The organism is Bacillus thuringiensis, from assembly GCF_022095615.2.
GTDB classification, from domain to species: Bacteria; Bacillota; Bacilli; order Bacillales; family Bacillaceae_G; genus Bacillus_A; species Bacillus_A cereus_AG.
In genome coordinates, this window is the sequence record NZ_CP155559.1 from 2906799 (window position 1) to 2928729 (window position 21931).

Here is a 21931-nt window from a genome sequence, read left to right on the forward strand (position 1 = left end):
TATACCTTTATTTTTATATTATTAAACCCTGTAACTTATTTTCACTTTAATTATTAAACATGCATATATTATTTATAATAATTTTTTAAGAACATAACCCTTTCCTTATTAATTTTTATTTAACAATCAACTACATTTACCCTTTAATGGAATTTACTCATAGAAATCACTGGGTTTTAAATGAAATACATTAGTTAGTTTATTCAATAGAGGATGATTATATTGGAATTCAAAGAGTTACATGGATTATACGATGATGTTATTAGTTTAGGTGAAAACTGTTATACTGCCATCAATTTACAAAAATACAAGCTAAGGAAACATTCTGGTCCTCTAGATTGGTTTACGTCGCCAGATCTCTCTTCCATAAATGGTTTATTAAAAAATGATTTCATAGATTTTATGGATTTAAATAATATGTATGCAATGGTAGATAAAAATATTGTTTTTAATGATGGAGTGATACAACCTGTATCCTCCCATATTGTAAAAGATATAAAATATAACATAACATCCTATCATGATTTCCCTGTTATCTCCAATAAAGAATGGTCTACCACATATCCTGAATTTAAGCAAAAATTAGATCGAAGAATTAATAATTTTTATAAAATAATGGAAAAATCCCAATCTATTTTATTTGTTAGATGGGGTGGTAATCTCATTGAGACACTAGAATTACAGTCTATGTTATCAAGGATTGTTAGAAATAACTTTAAGATACTTCTACTCTCTCCAACAGGAGCAGAAAATGAAATCACCACATTAGAATGGGGTATCGATCACGTTTGTACACTTCAAGTTTCAAAGAATTATTTGAATAAAAGAACATGGTATATATTATTAAAAGATATACACCTAAATTCAAAAATATAAACATATAATCTCATTGAATGTGAACTACATTAGCTTTCTCCTCTTCGCTACTCACATACAATTCATCCCTAATCCAACTACACGTTCTACTTCTTTCTGCGTGATTTCTTTTTCATATTTAGTCAAAATAGACACGTAATTGGCATAGAAATCGTACACGATTTGATGTGGTATATTTTGCATTATCTCCCACCTACCGCTAGACTATCGTCTTTCACACGCTTGAACTTCCTTCGGATAATACATTAAAAAGTCCGGTTTCAAGTAAAGATAACAAAAAACCCCAAATTGAATAAATAAAATGTTTTCGGCCTATTATCTTTCATGTCATTCCTCTCATGTAAATTTATTCTTTGTTAAAAATACTGCTTGATACTCTGGATTTAAGCGAAGGTCTTGCGTATGCTCTGCAGTTCCTATAAATTTCTCCTCCAGTTCTTCTAAACTTGTTCCATAAAAAGATGTTAAAGCACTCCAACGTTTAGATAAGGTTGGAGCAATTTGTAACCTTCGCCTTTTCATTTGATCGTTCCATGGACTAAAATAGAATTTCAAAACAAAAGCCGGTGAAGGATACAACTGGAATGAATACGCTGATGAATGTCTCCCTGGCGTATATTCCCCGCTTTTATAATCGTGGATCAACCTCCAACTTTTTCCGGGATGTGGATTGTGTGGAAAATAACCATGAGATCTTTGTTCTACCAATGGAATAGAGTATCTTGGATTACGATATTCATAATTTAAAGGATCGACCATTAAGATCATTCGAATTGCATACATCCTCTTTTTTAATTCATCTAGCGAATTAAAAAATTCAGTTTTATTTGGATAACAAAGAAATTCGGTAGTATTTAAAGTCATTTTCCACCCCGTCACTTCACTTTCAATATCCATAACTTCATTATCCACTTGTTCCGCGTCGAACTCTGGTACTCTTGAATTCCTCACTTCCCAGTTCGGTGCGAATATTCTACACATCTCCACTGATCGATCTGTAGAACCCCTATTTATTAAAATACCATGATCAAAAATTTGTTTATGATGCATTAACCACCAAGGTAGTAAATATTCTTCATTATAAAAGTGCGAGATTAATGTAGTGATAATCAACACCCCTTAGTTGTTTTAATATCCCACGCTACTCCCTATCCTCATATCATTTATAAGCATTTTTTATGTCCACTATGAAACAATATTAGACATAAAAATAATTATTTTTTAGTTATAAAAATGGTAATAACACCATACGGTATTATTGCAGATTATTTTCCAAAGGATGTCATACAACTTCCTTTTTTGGGTAACCATATTTGGTTCCTTTTTTCTTTGTACATTATTATTTAGTTTATTACATTACGATTGTCTAATATTTTTATGCAACGTTAGAGAACGTCTATTATCAAATATTTTTACTTCAATAATGGTTCTTAGATTTTATATAAAAATGGTAAAGAAAAACATCTAAAGATTCACTGTAATTATAATACTCTCATTTCATGGTCTTATATCTGTGCAGCAGGCTTTAATCAATCTCAATTACATCACCAAACTTAAACATTCTTTGATTATGAAAAGCATCGGTACAAATAATTGTCTCATTTAATGGATTTATATCATGTACTGTTATGTAATTTTTATATAGATAGCCGTCTTTATAATATGTAAGTAAAACCTCTTCCTCACCTAAATATGAAAGTAACAGCTTATTTTCAATCCTCTCTTTTGCATCTTGCGTTAAGGTTGGACGAGGAACTTTTGTTTGCTCCTGCATCATTTCTTTAATACAGGCGAACTGCTCCGGCATACTAGCAAACGGTTGCCACTTTACCATTCCTCTTCCTTTTGGCATATTCGCATTCCTCACGATTTGTGTCCTCCTAATAATGTGTTTCTATATCTTGCTGTTGCGACGCTTGTGTAGGAAATTCCACGTAAAATACTGTTCTTACCAAATCGTGTTCGAATTTCGTCCATAACCTTCGTTAATCGCATTTCTTTTTCCCTTTGTATAATGTTATCGAAAAGTGAAATTTGCTCTTCTCCTTCATGTATTAAATTAGTTAGCGAAACACTTATCGATCGAATCGGTTCTCCTGTATGTCTCTCGTATAAAAAATAGGTACAAACATTATAAATATCCATCGTTAAATTTGTTGCTCTATTTAACGTATGTGCTTTTTTTATTCCTCCTCCGTATTCCTTACTATATCCAACTGAAAAGTGAATCGTTTGCGCGTATTTCTTTTCTCGTCTCAACCTATAACAAACTTCTTCTACATGCTCTAATAAAATAACGATGAATTCTTCTATCGAATAATCACGAAATAATATTTGGCTTTTTGCTATAGATGTTGTCGCTGGAACATATTTCTCTGCTATTCTGCTAAAATCAATCCCATTACTATGTAAATGTAATTCTTCTCCTATTACACCAAAGGATTGCTTTAAATACTTCAATGGGTACTGCGCTAAATCCCCAATCGTATGTATACCTTTTCGATTTAATTTCATTTCCGTTTTATACGATATACCCCAAAATTTACTGAGCGGTCTAATGCTCCATAACTTCTCGGGTATATCGTCATACGTCCAATACGATATTCCATTTTTATTCTTTTTCGCTTCCACATCCATCGCTACTTTACTTAATAATAAATTCGGACCAATACCAATCGTACTTTCAATCCGTGTACGTTCATATATTTCTCGTTTGAACTTTAATGCGAACTCGTGCGGATTACTCGCAAACAAATGAATACTTGCGGTCATATCCATGAAAAATTCATCAATACTATATTGATGAAAATCTTCCGGCGCAACATACTTTAAAGCTAAGCCTGTTATATAAGTTGAACATTTCATATACGTATGCATAATTGGATTCACAATAATAATATCTGGCCGCTTCGGTATTTCGTACAACCGTGCCATCTTCTTAATTCCTAGCGCTTTTAATGGCGGGGTTGTTGCTAATACGATTGATCCACTGCGGTTTACATCTCCTACGACAGCCAATTTTGTATATCGTGGATCAAGTCCCTTTTTAATACATGATACGCTTGCATAAAAGCTACGAAGATCTACACAAAGAATAATACGATTCGGTAAAAGAAAATAATCATACAAGGTAATCACTCCTAAACAAAGAACGTTTGTTCTTATTATACACGAACTCTTGTTCTTTTTGAAGGTATTTCTATGAAAATTTCGGTTAAAATAACCGTTATTAAAACCTTTTTAAGAAAATCTTAAAGAATTTCCCTCTGTATTCATAGGAATTGTTTTCTATACAAAAAAATATAGATAGATACAGGGAGCAACAACTAAATTCTTCGTGAATAGGTACGGTATTTTAGAACTCATTTTTTAGTAGTGTTTTTTTATAGAAAATAAAATAGTATTGGTTATTTTCTCAACGTTGTTTTTCTAGTTTTATCATTCAAATTTACATACATATTTATTTAATCTACATAAACTAAAAATATATAAGTGCATACTTTATGAATTTTTTATAATAACATCTCGAACAGACTATCATAAGTCGTAAGTTTAATAACTCGGATACATTAATCACCTCCACTAAAGTTCTGAATAGCCAAGTACTATAGCTTGTATTTCTTTTAAAATAAACATTCAAATCTCTAATTATATAATTTTGTACGAGAAAGGGATTGAATTTATGCACAATCTTAATTTCATTTGTGAACAATTTGCTACAATACTTAAAGGAAAAAGTAAAATAAGTCAAGGTGGTTGTTCGGTGTCTTTTCACCGCGATTTTAGCGTGCTTGTTCAAGGAAAACGGAGTACCAATGTAGTACCCGTCGGAGTAAGTTTTGAATCGTTGGATCAAAATGGTAATGCATTAAATTTAGGCGAAATCGCTGTTCTACAAGAAGAGATTCCTGCATTTATGCAATCAATTATACAACAAGGAATTATTGTCAGTGCTTTACATAATCACTGGCTGTACATGAATCCCTTAATTATGTATATTCATATCCAATCGGTAGAACCCCCATTACATTTTGCACAAAAGTTGGCGAATTCTTTTTTATCCTTAAGTAGCTATCCTATTGCTAATAATGAGGGACAATGATTGGTGTTTGGAATAATTACATTTTCTATATGTGTAAACGTAATAAAATCATTTCACTTTGTGCCAAAAAGTAAAAAAACTGCCTATCAAATTTTTAGATAGGCAGTTTTTGAATCTATTAAAATAAAGTACCCTACTATTTTATAAAATAGTATTCCCTAAACAAAAAATACAGATTTTCAATTCACTGTGGCTTTCTTATCTCATATATTCCTCTAAAGTTAGTTTTTCCTTATATATTTTTTAGCAATATCTCCTACATAGCGAATATGCCAAGACTCATGCGCATAACCAGTCACATTTCTCTATTCTTTTGGGTAACAAATGATATATCCTGCACGATGCATATTTTCTTTCGACCAATTCCCTTCCTTCGTCTTAGCACACCATAACGCTAATTCATTATTTGTATCTTTAACATCCATCGTTAAGCCTATTTGATGTTCACTATGCCCCGTTTTTTCAAAAAAGCCCCCCTGTAGGTTCAGGATATCGACTTTTGTTTACTTCACTTTTTTTCGGCACTCTGCATCTAGATGGTATATCCATTAACCACGGTAAGATTTATTTCAAATCCACAAAAACTAGATTACCTGCACACTAAAAAGTATAGCGCACAGGTAATCTAGTTGTTTTTGAGATTAATAAAAAACTAATTTATTTTTTGAATTCTTCCATCAATAACTGACTGAATTGGTTCTTTTGATTTTTTTATATAATCTACTAATGCTTCAAAATCAGTTGGTCCTGTTTCAGCATCTTTACCGTTTTTAAAGGATACAAATCCATCTCCACCTGAAGCTAGAAATGCGTTAGCAACGACGCTGTAAGTTTTAGAAGGAATAATTTCTTCTCCATTTGTTAAGCGAATACTTGTTACTTTTTCTCCATTAGGCTTGTTCACATCCCAAGTGTATTGGATCCCTGAAATTTGAAGCATTCTTGTTATGTCTTTTTGCCATTGTTGATTTAAAATATCACGAATGTCTTGACCTGTTAAATTTACTTTTATTAATTGATTTCCGAATGGTTGAATACCATAGATCTCTCCCCATGTAATATCACCAGCATCTAAGTCATTACGAATACCACCAGGATTCATAAGTGCAATTTGAGATTGCATTGTTGTACGCTGGGCATCAGCAACTAAATTTCCAAGAGTAGATTCACCAGCCGTATTTAGTTTGCGATCTAGTGGAGCAATAGACTTACCTACAACTTCATTAACAAGAGGTGCGATTTTTGCTTGATATTTCTCCATCTTCTTCTTTATTTTTTTATCAGGCTCCATGCCTTCATGGTAAGTTGTAACAATTTCTGCTTTTTTCTCAACAATATCTTGTGTTTTACGATCAATCTTTACATCAACATCAGCAAAAGCCATACCATAAGAATTTGCTTGTACGACAAGTTTATTATTAACAGTTCCATTTACATAAGTGTGGCTATGCCCACCAAAAATAACATCGACTTCTGGATCAGTCTCATTTGCTAATCGAACGATATCACCATTTGTTACGCCATTTCCATCTGTTGTCCCCCCGTTATGCGCAAGAACAACGATAGATTTAACGCCTAGTTTTTTTAATTGCTTTACGGATTTGTTAATAGCTTCAACTTCATCTGTAATTTCTACATTCTTTAGCATAGTAGGCATAACAAGGTTAGGAACATCCGTTGTTACGACTCCGATAAATCCAACAGGAACTCCTTGTACCTTTTTTATAGTGAATGGTGGTAAAAATAAACGCCCGGTGGATTTATTATAGAGATTTGCAGCAACATATGGGAATTTTGCTCCTTTAAAATTTCCTGTTTTCTCATGGTATCCACCATAAATAAGGCGGTTCATTTCTTCAACACCTTCATCAAATTCATGATTTCCTATAGTTCCAACATCGAATTTCAAATCATTTAGAAATTCAATCGTAGGTTCGTCTTGTAATAATGCTGAAACAGGAGTACTCGCCCCAACAACATCGCCAGCATGTACCTTTAATGTATTTGGATTTTGTTTTTCACGATCACGTAAATAAGCCCCTAAGTACTCAATTCCCCCTGCATCTTTATTGTTAATTTTTTTTACAGTGTCTAGTTGCCCATGAAAATCGTTAATACCGAGCATTTGTACATCTATGTAGCGGTTTGATTCTGTACTTGCTTGGATTGAAGGCGCAGCAAATACACTAGTAAAAGTAACTGTACTTAATGCTAAAGCAACTGGAATGATTTTTTTCAACATAAAATTTCTCTCCCCTAATTAAAATCTTACATAATACAATGTTATTTTAATATATTAAGAGAATTATTTCTATAAAAATTCTACTAATTATAAAAATTAATAAGATTTTATCATTTCCCAACAAAACACTCCTTCTTCAAAAATTTGAAGATGTAAAACAACAATTTCAAGAGGAAGATGATTATTTGTAGGCTGTAGTCTACACTTTTAGATTAGGATATAAAGGCCCCCTCTCAACTTAAGAAACTTCACTACACAAACAAGAAAATGTACATTTCTTTGTTTTGAGAATTATTCAAAATATTATCTTGATAGTAATATAGCAATCTATCTAAAAGACCTAAAAAAAACTCTAATCAATAAGTTTTTGCTGTTAAGAAGAATATTCAATTCGAAACTAATGAAGATTTATCAACCTAACATATCAATACCACCATTTAAAAATGAATAGAAATTTCGTTATAGAAGATTGCTATTCTTTGAATTGATGACGGTGGTGCACTACTCCGCATTTAAAAAAGATGCTCCTGGATTTATCCAAGAGCATCTTTTTTTAAGATTTATTTTTACTTGTTTACAATTTATCAATTAACAATTATATAGTTGTAATCAGTCCTTTAAAAATAACAGGAGTGCGTCATTAAATTCTTTGGCATGCGTTGCATTTAGCCCATGTGGACCACCCTTTATTAATGCTACTTTAGAATTAGGAATTGCTTCGTGTGTTAATTTCCCACTATATTCATATGGTACAGTTGCATCTGAATCCCCATGAATAACAAGGATAGGTATATTAATCTTGGCTAAATCGCCTCTGAAGTCTGTTTTGCTGAAAGCAGCGATACAATCTAGTGTTCCTTTAGGTGATGCACCCGCAGCGATATCCCTATTGTAAAGTCGAAATGGTTCACTAACTAAGTCAGTTCGATCTCCAGCAGCAAAAAATCCTTTCGTAAACTCATCAAGGAATGCTAGGCGATCACTTTTTACTCCATTTTCAAATTCTTGAATTGCTACATCATCTAATACACCCTCAGGATGATCTGCTGACTTGTAAAGGAATGGTGGTACAGCTCCTGCAAATACAGCCTTCTCTACTCTATTGGTTCCATATTTCCCAATATACCGGGCTACCTCGCCTCCACCCATAGAAAAACCAACAAGTGTGACATTTTGAAGCTCTAACTGTTCTAATAGTTGATGTAAATCAGAAGTAAAGGTATCATATTCATACCCTTCCCACGGCTGAGATGATTGTCCAAAACCTCGACGATCATATGTTATAACTCTGTATCCAGCCTCAACAAGAGCGGGAACTTGGTATTCCCAAGATCGACCGCTTAACGGCCAACCATGAATGAGTACAACTGGTTTTCCTGTGCCATGATCCTCATAATATATCTCAATTGGTGCTTGATTTTCGGTTCCTACAGTAATTTTTGCCATTCTCCTACCTCCTTTAATATGTATCCTTTTCTTCAATAACCCGGATGAATCTCATAACCTATTTATGCACATTTATATTGTGGACTCTATGTATGAAACTCTATTGTTCCAATGATTCCATTTTCTCTTCATGGAACAATTCTCCATCTTATACCTTTTTCATCACGAAGTATTTGCTGAACATTCCTCCTATTCAATTCTAATAACAAAAATAGGTGACTATCAATATCATTCTATCTATAGAATGTATAGGTAAAATCAATCCATTTTATAGTGAAAATAACTATAGTTACCACCTATACAACTTATAGATAATTTAGAATTGATTAACCAATTAGTTTTCAAATACTATAAATTTGTATAGCGCTTCATGTTCCGTGAATGCTGCTATAACTAATATTAACGGTCAGTTTATTTATAAACTAACCGTAACAAACGAAGAATTTCGGGGTAATATTCCACTGTTTAAACTTTCTTCGATTACTTAATTTTTAGGAGGAATACATAATGACTGATCTCTATTCTCGTATTAACAAAGATGATGCTGTCGTTCTTTTAGTAGATCATCAAACTGGTCTTATGTCCGGACTAGTACGTGACTATGGTGTTGATGAATTCAAGAACAATGTTTTAGCTCTTGCTCACACTGCTAAATTTTTTGATTTACCAGTTATTTTAACAACAAGCTTTGAAAACGGACCTAACGGACCTTTAATGCAAGAATTGGTTGATCTTTTTCCTCACGCACAAAAAATAGCTCGACCTGGACAAATTAATGCATGGGATAATGATGATTTTGTAAAAGCAATCGAAGAAACTGGAAAAAAACAACTTATCATTGCGGGCGTGGTTACGGACGTTTGTGTTGCTTTTCCGGCACTTTCCGCTATAAAAGCTGGATATGAAGTATTTGCTGTTACTGATGCTTCAGGAACTTTCAGTAAACAAGTTGCAGATGCTGCCAATACGCGTATGGCACATAATGGCGTACAACTTATGAACTGGTTTAGCGTAGCTTGCGAATTACAACGCGATTGGCGAAACGATGTTGAAGGTTTTGGCAATTTACTTGCTAGTAATCTTCCAGGCTATCAAAATATAATTGGAAGCTATATGGGCGCGCAGCGAGATCTTAGTAAACAAAATGCATAAATGTATTTCAAAGAAATGACTTTAAATCACTTTCAAAAAAAATGGATAGTATACATTTAGTGCTGATTAAATCAGCACTCCCTTTTAAATTAAAAGGTATAGAAAAAATTTTATTTTTACGATTACAGTTTTAATTAACAGAAAATATATTATTTTCGATAATTAAAAAGGAGCGTTTTATTATGAGTAATTTAGAATTGTTAAATCCAGAGAACAGTGCCTTAATTTTGATTGATTTTCAACCTCAAATGACTTTTGGAGTTGCAAGTATTGATAGACAAACATTGATTAATAACGTTATGCTGCTTGCTAAATCAGCAAAAACTTTTAACGTACCTACTATTCTTACTACAGTTGAGACACGCAGCTTTTCTGGTTATTTTTGGCCACAAATTCTTGACATATTCCCAAACCATGAAATTATAGAACGCAGTTCAATGAACTCTTGGGAAGATCAAAAATTTGTTGAAGCGGTTAAAGCAACCGGTAGAAAAAAATTAATATTTGCAGCACTTTGGACTGAAGTTTGCCTTGCATTCCCTGTGCTTGAAGCAATTAAAGCTGGCTATGAGGTGTATGCAGTTGATGATGCTTCAGGTGGTACTAGTTTGACAGCACATAACGCTGCTATGCGTCGTGTAGAACAAGCTGGTGCAATTCCAGTAACAGCAATTCAAGTTTTACTTGAATACCAACGTGACTGGGCACACAAAGACACTTATGATGCTGTAATGGAGATTGTAAAGGAACACACTGGTGCTTATGGTCAAGGTGTAGAATACGCATATACTATGGTGCATGGCGCGCTTCCAAGCAGGAAAATATGAAACAAGAAGGAGTAGCTGTCGAAGAGACTTATACAGGGAACACGATGGATACTGCTGATCCAGTAACAACGATTGTTACATGGGAAATTCAACAAGGTAAAGAAAAACAGTTTGAAACATGGAGACATGAAATCGAAGCTGCCGCTACTAAATTCCCAGGGCATCTAGGCGTAAATCTAATAGTCCCAAATAACGAATTCAGAGAGTATACTGTTATTTTTCGCTTTGATACGTATGAGCATCTACGCGCTTGGCAAGAATCAGATGTTCGCCGAGATTTGTTAAAAACGGCAAAACAATTTCAAGTTACTAATCCAACTTACAAAACTGAAAGTAGTTTGGCTTATTGGTTTGTTACTCCGAAAACGCCAGTTCCACCGCCAAAATGGAAAATGTCTATCGTTACCCTTCTGGGTGTATGGCCTCTTAGCATGTTAGTTCCTAAATTGATAGGACCTATTATAAAACATATGAATCCTATTATGTCCGCTTTTTTTGTTTCTGTATGTATAGTGTCCTTGCTATCATGGGTAGTTATGCCGATTTTCGGTAAATTATTTCATCCATGGTTACAAAATAATAGGAAGTAGACGAGGTGTGAATATGAATTTACCGGATATGATCTTATATAACGGAAAAATTACTACCCTTGATCCCTCTCAACCTGAGGTATCTGCTATCGCCATAACTGATGGTTTAATAACTGCAGTAGGTGGAGATGAGCTTCTTGATAGTGCCACAGAAAAAACAAAAAAAATAGACCTTAAAAGAAAAAGAGCTATTCCAGGCCTGAATGACTCTCATATACACGTTATTCGTGGCGGTCTTCATTATAATATGGAATTACGATGGGAAGGTGTGCCTTCAATTACCATTGCTCTCGAAATGCTCAAAGAACAGGCAAGGCGTACACCTGCTCCTCAGTGGGTAAGAGTAGTTGGAGGTTGGTCTGAATTTCAATTTAAAGAGAGACGGCTGCCAACTTTAGAAGAGATTAATGCTGTTTCTGAAGACACACCTGTCTTTGTGCTACATCTTTACGATAGAGCACTTGTAAATCGTGCAGGGCTGCGTGCACTGGGATACACAAAAGATACCCCAGACCCTCCAGGTTGTTTAATTGAGCGGGATAAACGAGGTAATCCAACGGGCCTTTTAATTGCCAATCCTAACGCTTCTATTCTTTATTCAAGTTTGGGTAAAGCTCCAATACTTAATTTTGACGACCAGATTAACTCAACTCGCCATTTTATGCGCGAATTAAATAGATTAGGTATTACAAGTGCCATTGACGCAGGTGGCGGTTTCCAAAATTATCCTGACGACTACAAAGTTGTTGAATATTTAGCCGAGAAGGAACAATTAAATTTGCGTATTGCTTATAATCTATTTACGCAAAATCCAAATCATGAATATGAAGACTTTGCTTCATGGGCAAAAATTGTTTCTCCAGGTCAAGGAAATGATAAGTATAAAATGAATGGTGCCGGAGAAATGTTAGTATTCTCAGCAGCCGATTTTGAAAAATTTCAAATGCCACAGCCCGAACTAGCTACGATGATGGAAGCTGACTTAAAGAAAGTAATTTCTCTCTTGGTAGAAAACCGTTGGCCATTCCGTTTACATGCAACTTATGACGAGTCAATCACACGATTCTTAAATGTATTTGAGGAAGTCAACAAAGAAATTCCTTTTAATGGTCTACGATGGTGGTTTGATCATGCAGAAACAATCTCAGATCGTAGTATGGAACGTGTTAAGGCTTTAAATGGTGGTATTGCCATCCAAGACCGCATGGCTTTTCAAGGTGAATACTTTGTTGATTTATACGGAAAGGAAGCTGCAAAGCGCACTCCCCCGATTTATCGTATGTTAGACCTAGGTATACCTGTTGGCGCAGGTAGTGATGCAACTAGGGTTTCCAGCTATAACCCTTGGGTCGCTCTTTACTGGATGGTTGCCGGAAAAACCATTGGTGGTCTTTCGATATACGATGAAAAAAATAAACTTGATAGAAAAGTAGCCCTGGAATTATATTCAAAAGGAAGTGCGTGGTTCTCTGGTGATGAAGGTAAAAAGGGAACCCTTGCAGTAGGTCAGTTTGCTGATATTGCTGTATTGTCTGCTGACTACTTTACTGTGCCAGAAGAAGAAATCAAGAACCTTGAATCATTACTCACCATTATGGGTGGGCAGGTTGTTTATGGAAATGATGAATTTAAAAATTTATCACCTGGATTGCCGCCAGCATCACCTGATTGGTCACCGACGGGAGTTTATGGTTATGGTGGTGCTAACCTAGCCCACACTATACTTTCTCACGATGCCCATGATCACAAGTTACATAGTTGCAGTAACCCTCTCCATCAACACACTCATACCGTAATAGGAAAAGATGGAACTAAATGGGGTATTGGTTGTACTTGCTTTGCTTTCTAAATCAAAACCACCGGTATAATGCCGGTGGTTTTCTTTATGCAACAAGGATATGTAGAAAGAAATAGCAGTATATCCCTAATGGAATCTATTACTATGCGATAAGACCGAAGAAATTATTGATTTACTTGACTTGTTTTTAACAGCCTTCTCTCCTTGCAAAGTCTGCCCTTTTTCCCTTAAGTAAAAGTCCATGATATTCCCTTTTGAAGCGACTACACCACACATATAAAGTGAAACTTTAATCAGTGGGGGTTTTGTTCATCCCCCACTGATTATTAGTTGAACCAATCGGACTTTTACGGACAGTTGATCCCCCACCTAACTTCTTTGCTTCCGCTGAATTTTGAGGTGGGGGTCTTACTGCCCGTTAAAGCGGGATAAATTTACTTGCCCTTTGACTGTAATTTAGGTCTTCTCCCAAGAATTATGTATCATTTTTAATTCTCACACTATAATCATTATTATTTTTATTATACTAATACTTTTTCAGGATTATTTAACTTCTGCATAAAGATACGTGCTGCAAAACTTAAAAATTTATCATCAAAGTGAATAAGATTAATATCTTGACTTGGTGTTGGGTCAATTATACGAACTATGCTCAAAGTATCATTATTAACAAAGTTAACCAGTGAAAGAGGTATTATGGCAACCCCATGTCCATTGTATACAAGGCTCAATAGAGAAATAGAAGATTTTGTTTCTATATTTGCTTCAGATAAAGATAACCCTAAACTCTCACAATATATTTTAATAGATTCACGACAACTACATGAAACCATTATTCTACTCAGTCCTACTAATTCTCGAAAAGAAACAAATGATGTTTCATTCAAAGGATGATTTTTTGGAATGACAAGGACAAGCTCTTCGCTATACAAAAGGGTGCTTGTTAATGTGTCTGGAATTTGAGCACTACGCGTGATGCCTATATCAATATTTTTATCAACGATTTGATTTACAGCAACTTCAGATTCTATAATCTTTACTACAATGTTAGGATAATGTTGTTGAAACTTCATAATATAAGGTGTTAAATAAGTGAGATCCTCTAATAAACCTCCTATAGTAATTACACCTCTTTTTACCCCCTTTAATTCAAAAATTTCATTATAAACGTCATCAAATTGTTGCATGATAAATTTCCCTTTATCAAATAGCAGCTTACCCGCTTCTGTCATTTTGATACCTCTTCCAACTCGATGAAACAAGGGTGTATCAAGTTCACCTTCTAACACACGGATTTGTTGACTTAAAGTCGGCTGTGAAATACCTAGAACTTCCGCAGCTTTAGTAAAACTATTATTATTACAAACTTGAATAAAATACTCTAAATGACGTAATTCCATTCTTGATACCCACTCTCCGCTTTATGAAAGATTTATAATGAAAAGGACGATATGTATACGTTAACATAACAACTTTATTTCATACTATACCAATCGAAATTACACGTTTTATTCATTTTGTATTACAATAAGTTTACTACCATTTATTAATTTTTCCTCCTATTTATTTAAATTATATTTAATTAGGACGTTACTAATTAGAGATATATTTCTAAAAATTTATAGTTCTAGTGCATAATACCCTAATTTTTTCAACTTTTCGATTATCATTTTTTTCTCAATATAGTCCAAACTACCAAATATTTGCCGAATCCCCTCTTTATGCTGAGGAAAAATTAGTGTCACCAATTCAATACCTTCTGAAGTAATTGATGCATACGTGACACGGCGGTCTTTAGGACATGGTTTTCACCTCTTCTTTTCCAACCTATCCACTACATACGTGATACTTCTACTTGCAAGTAATATTTTGGTCTCCAAGTTTTTGTATAGGCTGGTCGCCTTTACTGTATAGTAGCTTAAGCACTGCAAATTCAGTTGGATTAAGTCCATAAATTTTTATATCCTTTTCAATACGTTTAGTGATTGACTGTAATTCCCTTGATAATATAACAAATAACTTTAAAGATAAGCTCTCATCGTTAATCACGCTCATAATTACCAATCCTTTACAACTTATCTTGAATTCGAGATTCATTATATTATCGTCAAAATATTATGTCAATAATTCATTTTAGCTTTATCAAGCCACTTATAATTTATTTCTCAACATAAGGCATATGGAATTAGAAGAAAACAATTGTTAATATATAAGTATCTCAATTACGTTATTTCTTTTAAAGAGAGCTTGTTTTCTAACGCAAGTTCTCTTTTGTCATATTCTAAATAGTATTTGGACAAATCTTACATGGTGAGTCTACACATGTATGATATAGTTTTTAAACAAAGATTCACCATTTTTATCATTGCGGGGACATCAAAACTTTAACTTGATGGGGATATAATACTACCTCAATTAATAAATATTACTAACCATATATCTATGGTTAATATCTATCACATTTTTTATAAACAAGATTAATTGGATTTAAAAAAAGATTTCTTTTTCTTTACTCATAATAAATCACCTGTCCATCCTTTAAATCGCATATACATACCTCCTGTTGTGAAAATAATAAATAAGAGAGCAATTAAATAGCTATATTTTTATTCTAGTTCAGGCATATATTTAAAATTCATCCCCCACAATGCTCCTAAGGCCGTCAAAGGCGTACTTACAGCAGTTAATACAGTAAGAGCTTTCATAATTTCATTCCCACGATGAGAAGAAACAACTTCTTGTAAATGAATCATCGTGTCCAATTCTTCTTGGTACTCTTTAACAAATTGTAATCCACGCTCTAATTTTACGTATGTTTGTTTATAACAAAGGGTGTTTGCTAAGTTTTCTAACCAAGCTTCTTTCAGGCCTTGTAACACTTCTTGTATTAGGCGAAACACATGTGTGTTCATAAATAGTTCATGACGAATATGATAAATTCTTTCTAAAACTGCTATGGTATTATGATGATAAAAATCCCATAATACATTTCTAAAATTGTTTTCGAAATAGTCAACCTTTCGCAAATAGTGAGATATAAACATTGATAAGATAGCACATAATCCTTCAGCGGAACTATTACAATTTTTTGCACTAGAAGAGGCATTATGTATTAATTTCTGAAAGTCCTCTTCCTCTTTTTCCTGAAACGTTATCAGTATTCCATGAGCTACGAAATAATGAAGAAAATTTTGAATTTTGGCGTCCTTTTATTTTGATCATATAAAAACGAACCATATACACAAGTCTGACTTGGTGATAACGTATAAACATATAATCCATTTTCACAAGGAGAACTTATTTTCTTTACAAATTGAGAGAAATAAAATGTTACATCACGAGGGATTGTAGAAGAAAGTCTTTCAAGCTCACTAGTTCTCACATGATACCAACTCCATTTCGGCATTTTTATGCATTCCATATTATTCTTCCTTTCTGAATAGTTTTATTTTTGATCGAATAATATCCGTAATATGTAATTTGCATGTAGGTATTCATGTCTTTGAGGAAAAGTTTTTAGAGCAACTAAATTACAAAATAAATAGCATAGGAGGTCTTATTCTGTTAAAAGGAAGACCTCCTATATACTAGCTATTTTTAATTTTAAACATTTCCTCTATACAAGCATTTTTTATCCTTTCTTATAAAGAATTTATTATATGGGGAAAAGAAGCTACATAATTTGGCACATCTATTCAACGAACTCCATTTCGGTCGTTATTATAATTTAGATTCATATTCAGATTGATTGGTGATGTCGTCAAATACTTGGCTTCCAATTTAAAGATGTTAAACCTAAATTTCCGAAAAATTTCACACAATAGGTTATTAATGTTTTTGAATATTAAAGAGATGTCACGAGCACTTTCCTTTGATAGCAGTGTTACAAATAACAATTTATTTAAAAGGAAAGCCCCTTATTTTATAGAAAAATTCTATTTAGAAAAAGTTACAAAAGGAGTACAAGATACTTTTTTCGGTAATTAAATCAAAAGAAAAATAAAAAAACACTCCTTTTCAAAGAGTGCTTTTAAAAAACATATAACCTAATAAAAATGTTTCTATTTTGATTACAGAAAGAAAGTCTTTATTAAAACATATGGTTGCTAATTTAATTGCAATCTTCCTTGCACCCAAGCAGCAATATCATTTATAACATACTCAGGGATATTAGCAGAATTATAATATTCATCCGGTTTACTTATTTCTCCATGTCCTTCTATAAATAAGAGATTTAACTTTGAATATAGTCGATAATCAATGTTATCTCGTTCTTCTAGTTGTTCTTTCCAAAGAGGGATTTCGATTTTCGATTGAACTTGATAGTCTCTTTCTCCTTAAATAATAAAAAGCTGTGTCTTTTGTTCTTTTGACATTTCCACTGCTTTAATTTTACAGATAGAATCCTTACTTCACAGGTTTTTTTTGCTGTTTTCACTATATCCTTACTATACAAATGAAAATATACAAACTTTGCATAAAAGAATGATTTTATAGTATCTTTTTAATATCCATGTCCGCCTTGCCAACCACCGTGTCCACCTTGCCAACCACCGTGTCCGCCCGGCCAACCACCGTGTCCACCTTGCCAACCACCGTGTCCACCTTGCCAACCACCGTGTCCACCTGGCCAACCACCGTGTCCGCCTTGCCACCAGCCTGTATAGCCTTGTCTCTGTGAGTTCATTCCTTCGCATCCCTTCTTATTAAAAATTCAAATACTGTAACTGGGTATTCTCTAAATATAATTATGTATCCCAAAAATAAATGTATCCGCAAACATCTCGATTATTGGTAACGTAATTATCTAATAAAAAAACATTTATTATTGCAAATCTAAGCTCTATTATCTTTTTACTCCCTCAATTCCCATTACTTTCTCTATAAATAAAATTGCACAATCTATATTTTTCCACAACGAACTGAATACTAATCAAGAACAATCTTGCAATTAATTCACTTTGAACTTATAATGCTAAACCTAAATCAACAAATTTTACAGTATCAATAACTTTATCTTCCATCCATAGTTTGTAAAGTTCATCTTTACCTTCAAATACTTTTATTTCTCTTTCAATTATAGAAATTATGTATTTATACTCGTTAAATAACATTTTAGTTGGGCTCTATCTGACATATATAACTCCTTTCAACCTTACCTAGTGTAAATTCAATTTTTTAAAATGTTATACAAGGAATGAGACACCACCTAGAATTAGTTCAATCATTATACATGAAAAAAGCGAAAGCTTCCTCGATAAAATCGAGGAAGCTTTCGCTTTTTAAACTATAAGAACTTTTTCAGTGCCCTAGACATAACTAAGGACCTTTTTAATTAAATTTAACTACCAACTAACAATTCAGGGAATAAATAATGTAGTACATACATAGTTAAACGTCTAGACTTTCCTTTATACGGATATATATGCATGTACATTGATGGATTAAAGTTTGCCTCAATAATTCCATAAGCGTTTTTATTTGCTGCAGGGATTTCTGTGTTTTCAATAATCAAATCTATACCGCTAATATTAGCTCCAAGTGCAGCTACCGCATCTATAGCTAGTTTCTTATAATCATCGGGAATTTGATCTGTCACATCGATTGAATCTCCACCTGTACTGACATTAGAATTTTCTCGCAGAAATACAATTTCGCCACTTATTGGAATTGAATTTTTTCGGTACCCTTGAGCTTTAAGCATTAAGAGCTCCAATTCACCTAATTGTATACTTTCTAAAGGTGTCCTATGGTCCATTCCTCTTAATGAATCCAAGTTTTTTTGAAGAACCAATTCTTCAATCGTATGTGTACCGTCCCCTACAACATTAGCAGGAATTCGTAATAAAACAGCATGAACCTTGTCATCTAGAACAAAAAATCGATATTCTGTTCCATAAACAAATTCTTCTATTAATACGGATGAGTCTTCTTTAAATGCTAATGTGAGTGCTTTTTGATAGTCTTCGTAACTTGTTCCGTCTTCTTTAAAGATAGATATTCCTAATCCATAATTTGTTGTTTTTGGTTTTACAACAAAAGGCTTTCTTGCAAATAAATCATAGGAACGTAAAGCTTTTTCTATATCGTTAAATTCCTCGCCTATCGGCACACGAAATCCATGTTGTTGAAGAATTTTCTTTGTTACTGTTTTATTTTCCATAATTAATGGTGATATATAACTATCTTTACTAGTCATATTCCCATTCTTCACATATTCAACATGACTTCCTAGCTTTAGTCTTAAAAATTGATCTTGTCGATCTAAAACGTCTACTTGTATTCCTTGTTGAATAGCATCAAACATTAAAATTTGTGTAGATAACTCCATGTCAGTAAATCCTGATAGCTGATACGGTTTATCCCATGATTTTTTATAATTTTCTTTAGCAATACGGGAAGCTACCTGTCTTTGACTACTTTTTATAATCTCTTTATAAAGTCGTCCAGCTAAAGTCTTACTTGGATCTGTTAGCATTTCTCTTAAGTTAACAAATAATGTATTCGAAACCGTTATGTCTAACAACTCTGTTACATGTTCCATCTCATCAACAATACGCTCAGCATCTGTTTTAAATTGCGTATGTTCTAAAGGATGTTCAAGAGCCACTAAATTATTTTGAATATCACCGATTTTTACCCATTCATCATTATGATCATCTTGGTCAATCCAGAGTAAATAGATGAGGAAAAGGTGCAGAAATTCTGCTTGTTCATGGCTAATTCCATATGTTTCAAAAGGATTTAAATCTAGGTTTCTTAATTCCATATAACGAATACCCTGATTATTTAAATCTGAGACTTTTGGGCCGCCCCTTAAACGGACAGATGCATAAAATTCTTTTTCCTCTAATAAAACCCCTTTACGCACTAACGAAGAAAGATCAGATATATAGTTTTGTAAACTACTATAGGATACTTGAACATCGTTTTCATTGCTATAACCATATTTACTATTTCTAATGCTTCTTACGGCGCCATTTAAAGGATTTTTTTCAAAGAAATTCTTTTCACTACTAGGAGAAGCACCGAAGAAATACGTTATTAGCCATCGATAGTGTAAATAATTCCTTGTGACTTTCAAATAAATTTCTGTTTTAAATTGATGATAATCTTTTATTTCTGATTGTAATTCAAATAATACCTGAATTAAATCATCGCTAAATTCAAAATTGAAATGAATACCACTAATCATTTGTTTTCGTCGACCATAAGAATTAGATAAATATCGGCGATATAAAACATTTTCATGATTATTAAGTTTCGCAATCATAATATCTTCTTCTTTTTCGGGCAACTGTGGTGGCATACTTAATGGCCAAAGCATTTCGGTAACGCCCATAGAACGATAGGCAACATCATGAATAGCTGCTAAATAATTAAATAAATCTTCTAGTGTCTCGGTAACTGGTGTGATTAGTTCCATCTGTGTTTCAGAGAAATCCCGCTGAATATAAGGATGGTCATCTCTTACTGAAATACTATTGGGATGTTCTGTTTTAGCTAAACTTCCTGATAGATCCACTCGTTGACTTTCTTTTTCAACGCCAAAACGTGCTTTTAATACATATGGTTTAATACGGTCATTGTTTAACATTTTTTTCATTTCCATATAAACGGTACCCCCCATCAACTCAAATATTTGATATAGAAATCGCCAAAGTTATAGCTATTTTTTACATTCAGCATTTGGATATTAATGGCCAAAGCATTTTATTCTTATCCACAGAAAGAGAAGGGATTTCGTGGATAGCTGCTAAGTTATTAATCATGTCTTCTACTGTTTTAGCATTAAACTGAATATATGAAATGGATTTAGACGTTTCAGTCAAACTCTCAACTAAGTCAACTTGGCGATTTTCCTTTTCAATTCCATAACGAGCTTTTAATAAGGATCGTTTAACACCGTAATTAAATAGTATTTTTTTCATACACATAAACTCTTCCCCCTCATTTAATTGTTTTACAGACGATAAAACACGACAAAATATAACAATCAAAAGTACCCACACCCCTACATGCGGATACTTTTGTTACTATATTTTGCTTGTAAATATGAATCATCTTAAATATTTCATATGGAAAGAGAAATGCTCATGTAAGAAAGTAGCAATAAAGAAGTAGCTATGATCATAGCCCTCCATTTTTTTATAAGTTACCATTTGACTATTTTTTTGAGCATTCTCTAAGAAAATATGCTCTGCCAATTGTTTTGGATAAAACTCGTCTTGACTACCTTGCAGAATAAGAATAGGTGGAATCGTATCTTCTTTAATTAATTCTGAAGCATCCCATTGTTTCCAAGAATCTTTGTCTTCACCTAAATAAGAGGTGAAAGCATGTATTCCCCATGGGACTTGACTAGGGGTTAGGATTGGCGAGAAAGCAGAAATCGCTTTGAATCTCTTAGCATTTTTCAAACCAATCACTAACGCCCCATGTCCTCCCATTGAATGCCCCATTATGCTTTCTTCACCTGAAAAATTAGGTACGATAGTCAATGCAATGGATGTTAATTCATCTACTATATAGGAATACATTTTATAATGATTTGCCCAAGGTTCCTCGGTAGCATTTACATAAAAACCTGCTCCTTGTCCAAGATCCCATGCTGCAACATCTGAAACGTGTTCTCCACGCGGTGAAGTATCTGGCATGATTACTGCAACTTGATGCTTTTCAGCCAAACGTTGGAATCCACTTTTTTGACTAAAATTATCATCTGTACAAGTTAAACCAGATAACCACCATATAAGCGGGATTTTTTTCTTTTCTTTATTTGATGGTAAGTAGATACTAAATTTCATATCACATTGCAAAACTTCTGAATAATGACTATATTTACGTTGCTCTCCGCCGAAAGAACGATGTTGTTCAATACATGTAAGACTCATTCTC

The 21931-nt window shown here is 33.5% G+C and carries 18 protein-coding genes and 4 pseudogenes; 7 read left to right on the forward strand and 15 right to left on the reverse strand.

What is annotated here, in order from left to right:
- Positions 1-213 precede the first annotated feature (213 nt).
- Positions 214-876: a DUF1796 family putative cysteine peptidase gene (locus KZZ19_RS15105; RefSeq protein ID WP_237982192.1), complete on the forward strand. Its 663-nt coding sequence runs from the start codon at positions 214-216 to the stop codon at positions 874-876.
- A 51-nt stretch (positions 877-927) separates the two neighbouring features.
- Here KZZ19_RS15105 and KZZ19_RS15110 read toward each other — a convergent pair whose 3' ends face one another.
- The 4 genes from KZZ19_RS15110 to KZZ19_RS15125 form a co-directional block, all read right to left on the reverse strand.
- Positions 928-1059: a hypothetical protein gene (locus KZZ19_RS15110; protein ID WP_348638045.1), complete on the reverse strand. Its 132-nt coding sequence runs from the start codon at positions 1057-1059 to the stop codon at positions 928-930.
- Between the two features lie 153 nt (positions 1060-1212).
- Positions 1213-1986, reverse strand: coding sequence for a glycosyltransferase family 2 protein (locus KZZ19_RS15115; protein WP_237982237.1), 774 nt, complete (start codon positions 1984-1986; stop codon positions 1213-1215).
- Between the two features lie 415 nt (positions 1987-2401).
- Positions 2402-2743 (reverse strand): YolD-like family protein, encoded by a 342-nt coding sequence (locus KZZ19_RS15120; RefSeq protein WP_237982193.1) that lies wholly within the window; start codon positions 2741-2743, stop codon positions 2402-2404.
- The gene (locus KZZ19_RS15125) at positions 2740-4005 is read right to left on the reverse strand and encodes a Y-family DNA polymerase (protein WP_237982194.1); all 1266 of its coding nucleotides are present in this window, start codon (positions 4003-4005) and stop codon (positions 2740-2742) included. The genes KZZ19_RS15120 and KZZ19_RS15125 overlap by 4 nt, the downstream gene beginning before the upstream one ends.
- A 553-nt stretch (positions 4006-4558) precedes the next feature.
- On the opposite strand from KZZ19_RS15125, the gene KZZ19_RS15130 reads away from it, so the two are divergent.
- Positions 4559-4978, forward strand: a complete 420-nt coding sequence (locus KZZ19_RS15130; protein ID WP_156575142.1) for a DUF1259 domain-containing protein — start codon at positions 4559-4561, stop codon at positions 4976-4978.
- A 198-nt stretch (positions 4979-5176) separates the two neighbouring features.
- On the opposite strand, the pseudogene KZZ19_RS15135 reads toward KZZ19_RS15130, so the two are convergent.
- The 3 genes and pseudogenes from KZZ19_RS15135 to KZZ19_RS15145 form a co-directional block, all read right to left on the reverse strand.
- Positions 5177-5448, reverse strand: a pseudogene (locus KZZ19_RS15135) (M15 family metallopeptidase); the annotation flags it as partial.
- A gap of 182 nt (positions 5449-5630) precedes the next feature.
- Positions 5631-7220 carry a bifunctional metallophosphatase/5'-nucleotidase gene (locus KZZ19_RS15140; protein ID WP_237982195.1) on the reverse strand — a complete coding sequence of 530 codons (1590 nt, stop codon included), beginning with the start codon at positions 7218-7220 and terminating at the stop codon, positions 5631-5633.
- Between the two features lie 609 nt (positions 7221-7829).
- Positions 7830-8666, reverse strand: coding sequence for an alpha/beta fold hydrolase (locus tag KZZ19_RS15145; RefSeq protein WP_237982196.1), 837 nt, complete (start codon positions 8664-8666; stop codon positions 7830-7832).
- 507 nt (positions 8667-9173) lie between these two features.
- Here KZZ19_RS15145 and ycaC point away from each other — a divergent pair.
- The 4 genes from ycaC to KZZ19_RS15165 all read left to right on the forward strand — a co-directional run bounded on the left by ycaC (position 9174) and on the right by KZZ19_RS15165 (position 13084).
- Positions 9174-9818, forward strand: coding sequence for an isochorismate family cysteine hydrolase YcaC (ycaC, locus tag KZZ19_RS15150; protein WP_000131220.1), 645 nt, complete (start codon positions 9174-9176; stop codon positions 9816-9818).
- 182 nt (positions 9819-10000) lie between these two features.
- Positions 10001-10645 (forward strand): hydrolase, encoded by a 645-nt coding sequence (locus KZZ19_RS15155; protein ID WP_000067164.1) that lies wholly within the window; start codon positions 10001-10003, stop codon positions 10643-10645.
- The gene (locus tag KZZ19_RS15160) at positions 10642-11235 is read left to right on the forward strand and encodes an antibiotic biosynthesis monooxygenase (protein ID WP_237982197.1); all 594 of its coding nucleotides are present in this window, start codon (positions 10642-10644) and stop codon (positions 11233-11235) included. The genes KZZ19_RS15155 and KZZ19_RS15160 overlap by 4 nt, the downstream gene beginning before the upstream one ends.
- Positions 11236-11248: 13 nt before the next feature.
- Entirely contained in the window at positions 11249-13084 is a 1836-nt protein-coding gene (locus tag KZZ19_RS15165; protein WP_237982198.1) for an amidohydrolase, read from the forward strand.
- Between the two features lie 470 nt (positions 13085-13554).
- Here the strand turns inward: KZZ19_RS15165 and KZZ19_RS15170 are convergent, their stop codons facing one another.
- The 3 genes and pseudogenes from KZZ19_RS15170 to KZZ19_RS15180 all read right to left on the reverse strand — a co-directional run bounded on the left by KZZ19_RS15170 (position 13555) and on the right by KZZ19_RS15180 (position 16454).
- The gene (locus KZZ19_RS15170; RefSeq protein WP_063224972.1) at positions 13555-14433 is read right to left on the reverse strand and encodes a LysR family transcriptional regulator; all 879 of its coding nucleotides are present in this window, start codon (positions 14431-14433) and stop codon (positions 13555-13557) included.
- Between the two features lie 219 nt (positions 14434-14652).
- A pseudogene (locus KZZ19_RS15175) lies at positions 14653-15088 on the reverse strand (MarR family winged helix-turn-helix transcriptional regulator).
- Positions 15089-15546: 458 nt separating this feature from the next.
- Positions 15547-16454, reverse strand: a pseudogene (locus KZZ19_RS15180) (magnesium transporter CorA family protein).
- A gap of 410 nt (positions 16455-16864) precedes the next feature.
- Between KZZ19_RS15180 and KZZ19_RS15185 the strand changes: the two are divergent.
- Entirely contained in the window at positions 16865-17020 is a 156-nt protein-coding gene (locus KZZ19_RS15185; protein WP_237982199.1) for an acyl dehydratase, read from the forward strand.
- Positions 17021-17139: 119 nt separating this feature from the next.
- Here the strand turns inward: KZZ19_RS15185 and KZZ19_RS15190 are convergent.
- The 5 genes and pseudogenes from KZZ19_RS15190 to fghA all read right to left on the reverse strand — a co-directional run.
- Positions 17140-17439: pseudogene (locus KZZ19_RS15190) on the reverse strand (alpha/beta hydrolase); the annotation flags it as partial.
- 98 nt (positions 17440-17537) lie between these two features.
- Entirely contained in the window at positions 17538-17720 is a 183-nt protein-coding gene (locus KZZ19_RS15195) for a hypothetical protein (RefSeq protein WP_348637996.1), read from the reverse strand.
- A 654-nt stretch (positions 17721-18374) separates the two neighbouring features.
- Complete coding sequence (gene gshAB, locus KZZ19_RS15200; RefSeq protein ID WP_237982201.1) at positions 18375-20645, reverse strand: bifunctional glutamate--cysteine ligase GshA/glutathione synthetase GshB; 2271 nt, start codon at positions 20643-20645, stop codon at positions 18375-18377.
- A 70-nt stretch (positions 20646-20715) separates the two neighbouring features.
- Positions 20716-20970: a UDP-N-acetylmuramoylalanyl-D-glutamate--2,6-diaminopimelate ligase gene (locus tag KZZ19_RS15205; RefSeq protein WP_237982202.1), complete on the reverse strand. Its 255-nt coding sequence runs from the start codon at positions 20968-20970 to the stop codon at positions 20716-20718.
- Between the two features lie 123 nt (positions 20971-21093).
- Positions 21094-21927: an S-formylglutathione hydrolase gene (gene fghA / locus KZZ19_RS15210; RefSeq protein WP_237982203.1), complete on the reverse strand. Its 834-nt coding sequence runs from the start codon at positions 21925-21927 to the stop codon at positions 21094-21096.
- Between the last annotated feature and the right edge of the window lie 4 nt (positions 21928-21931).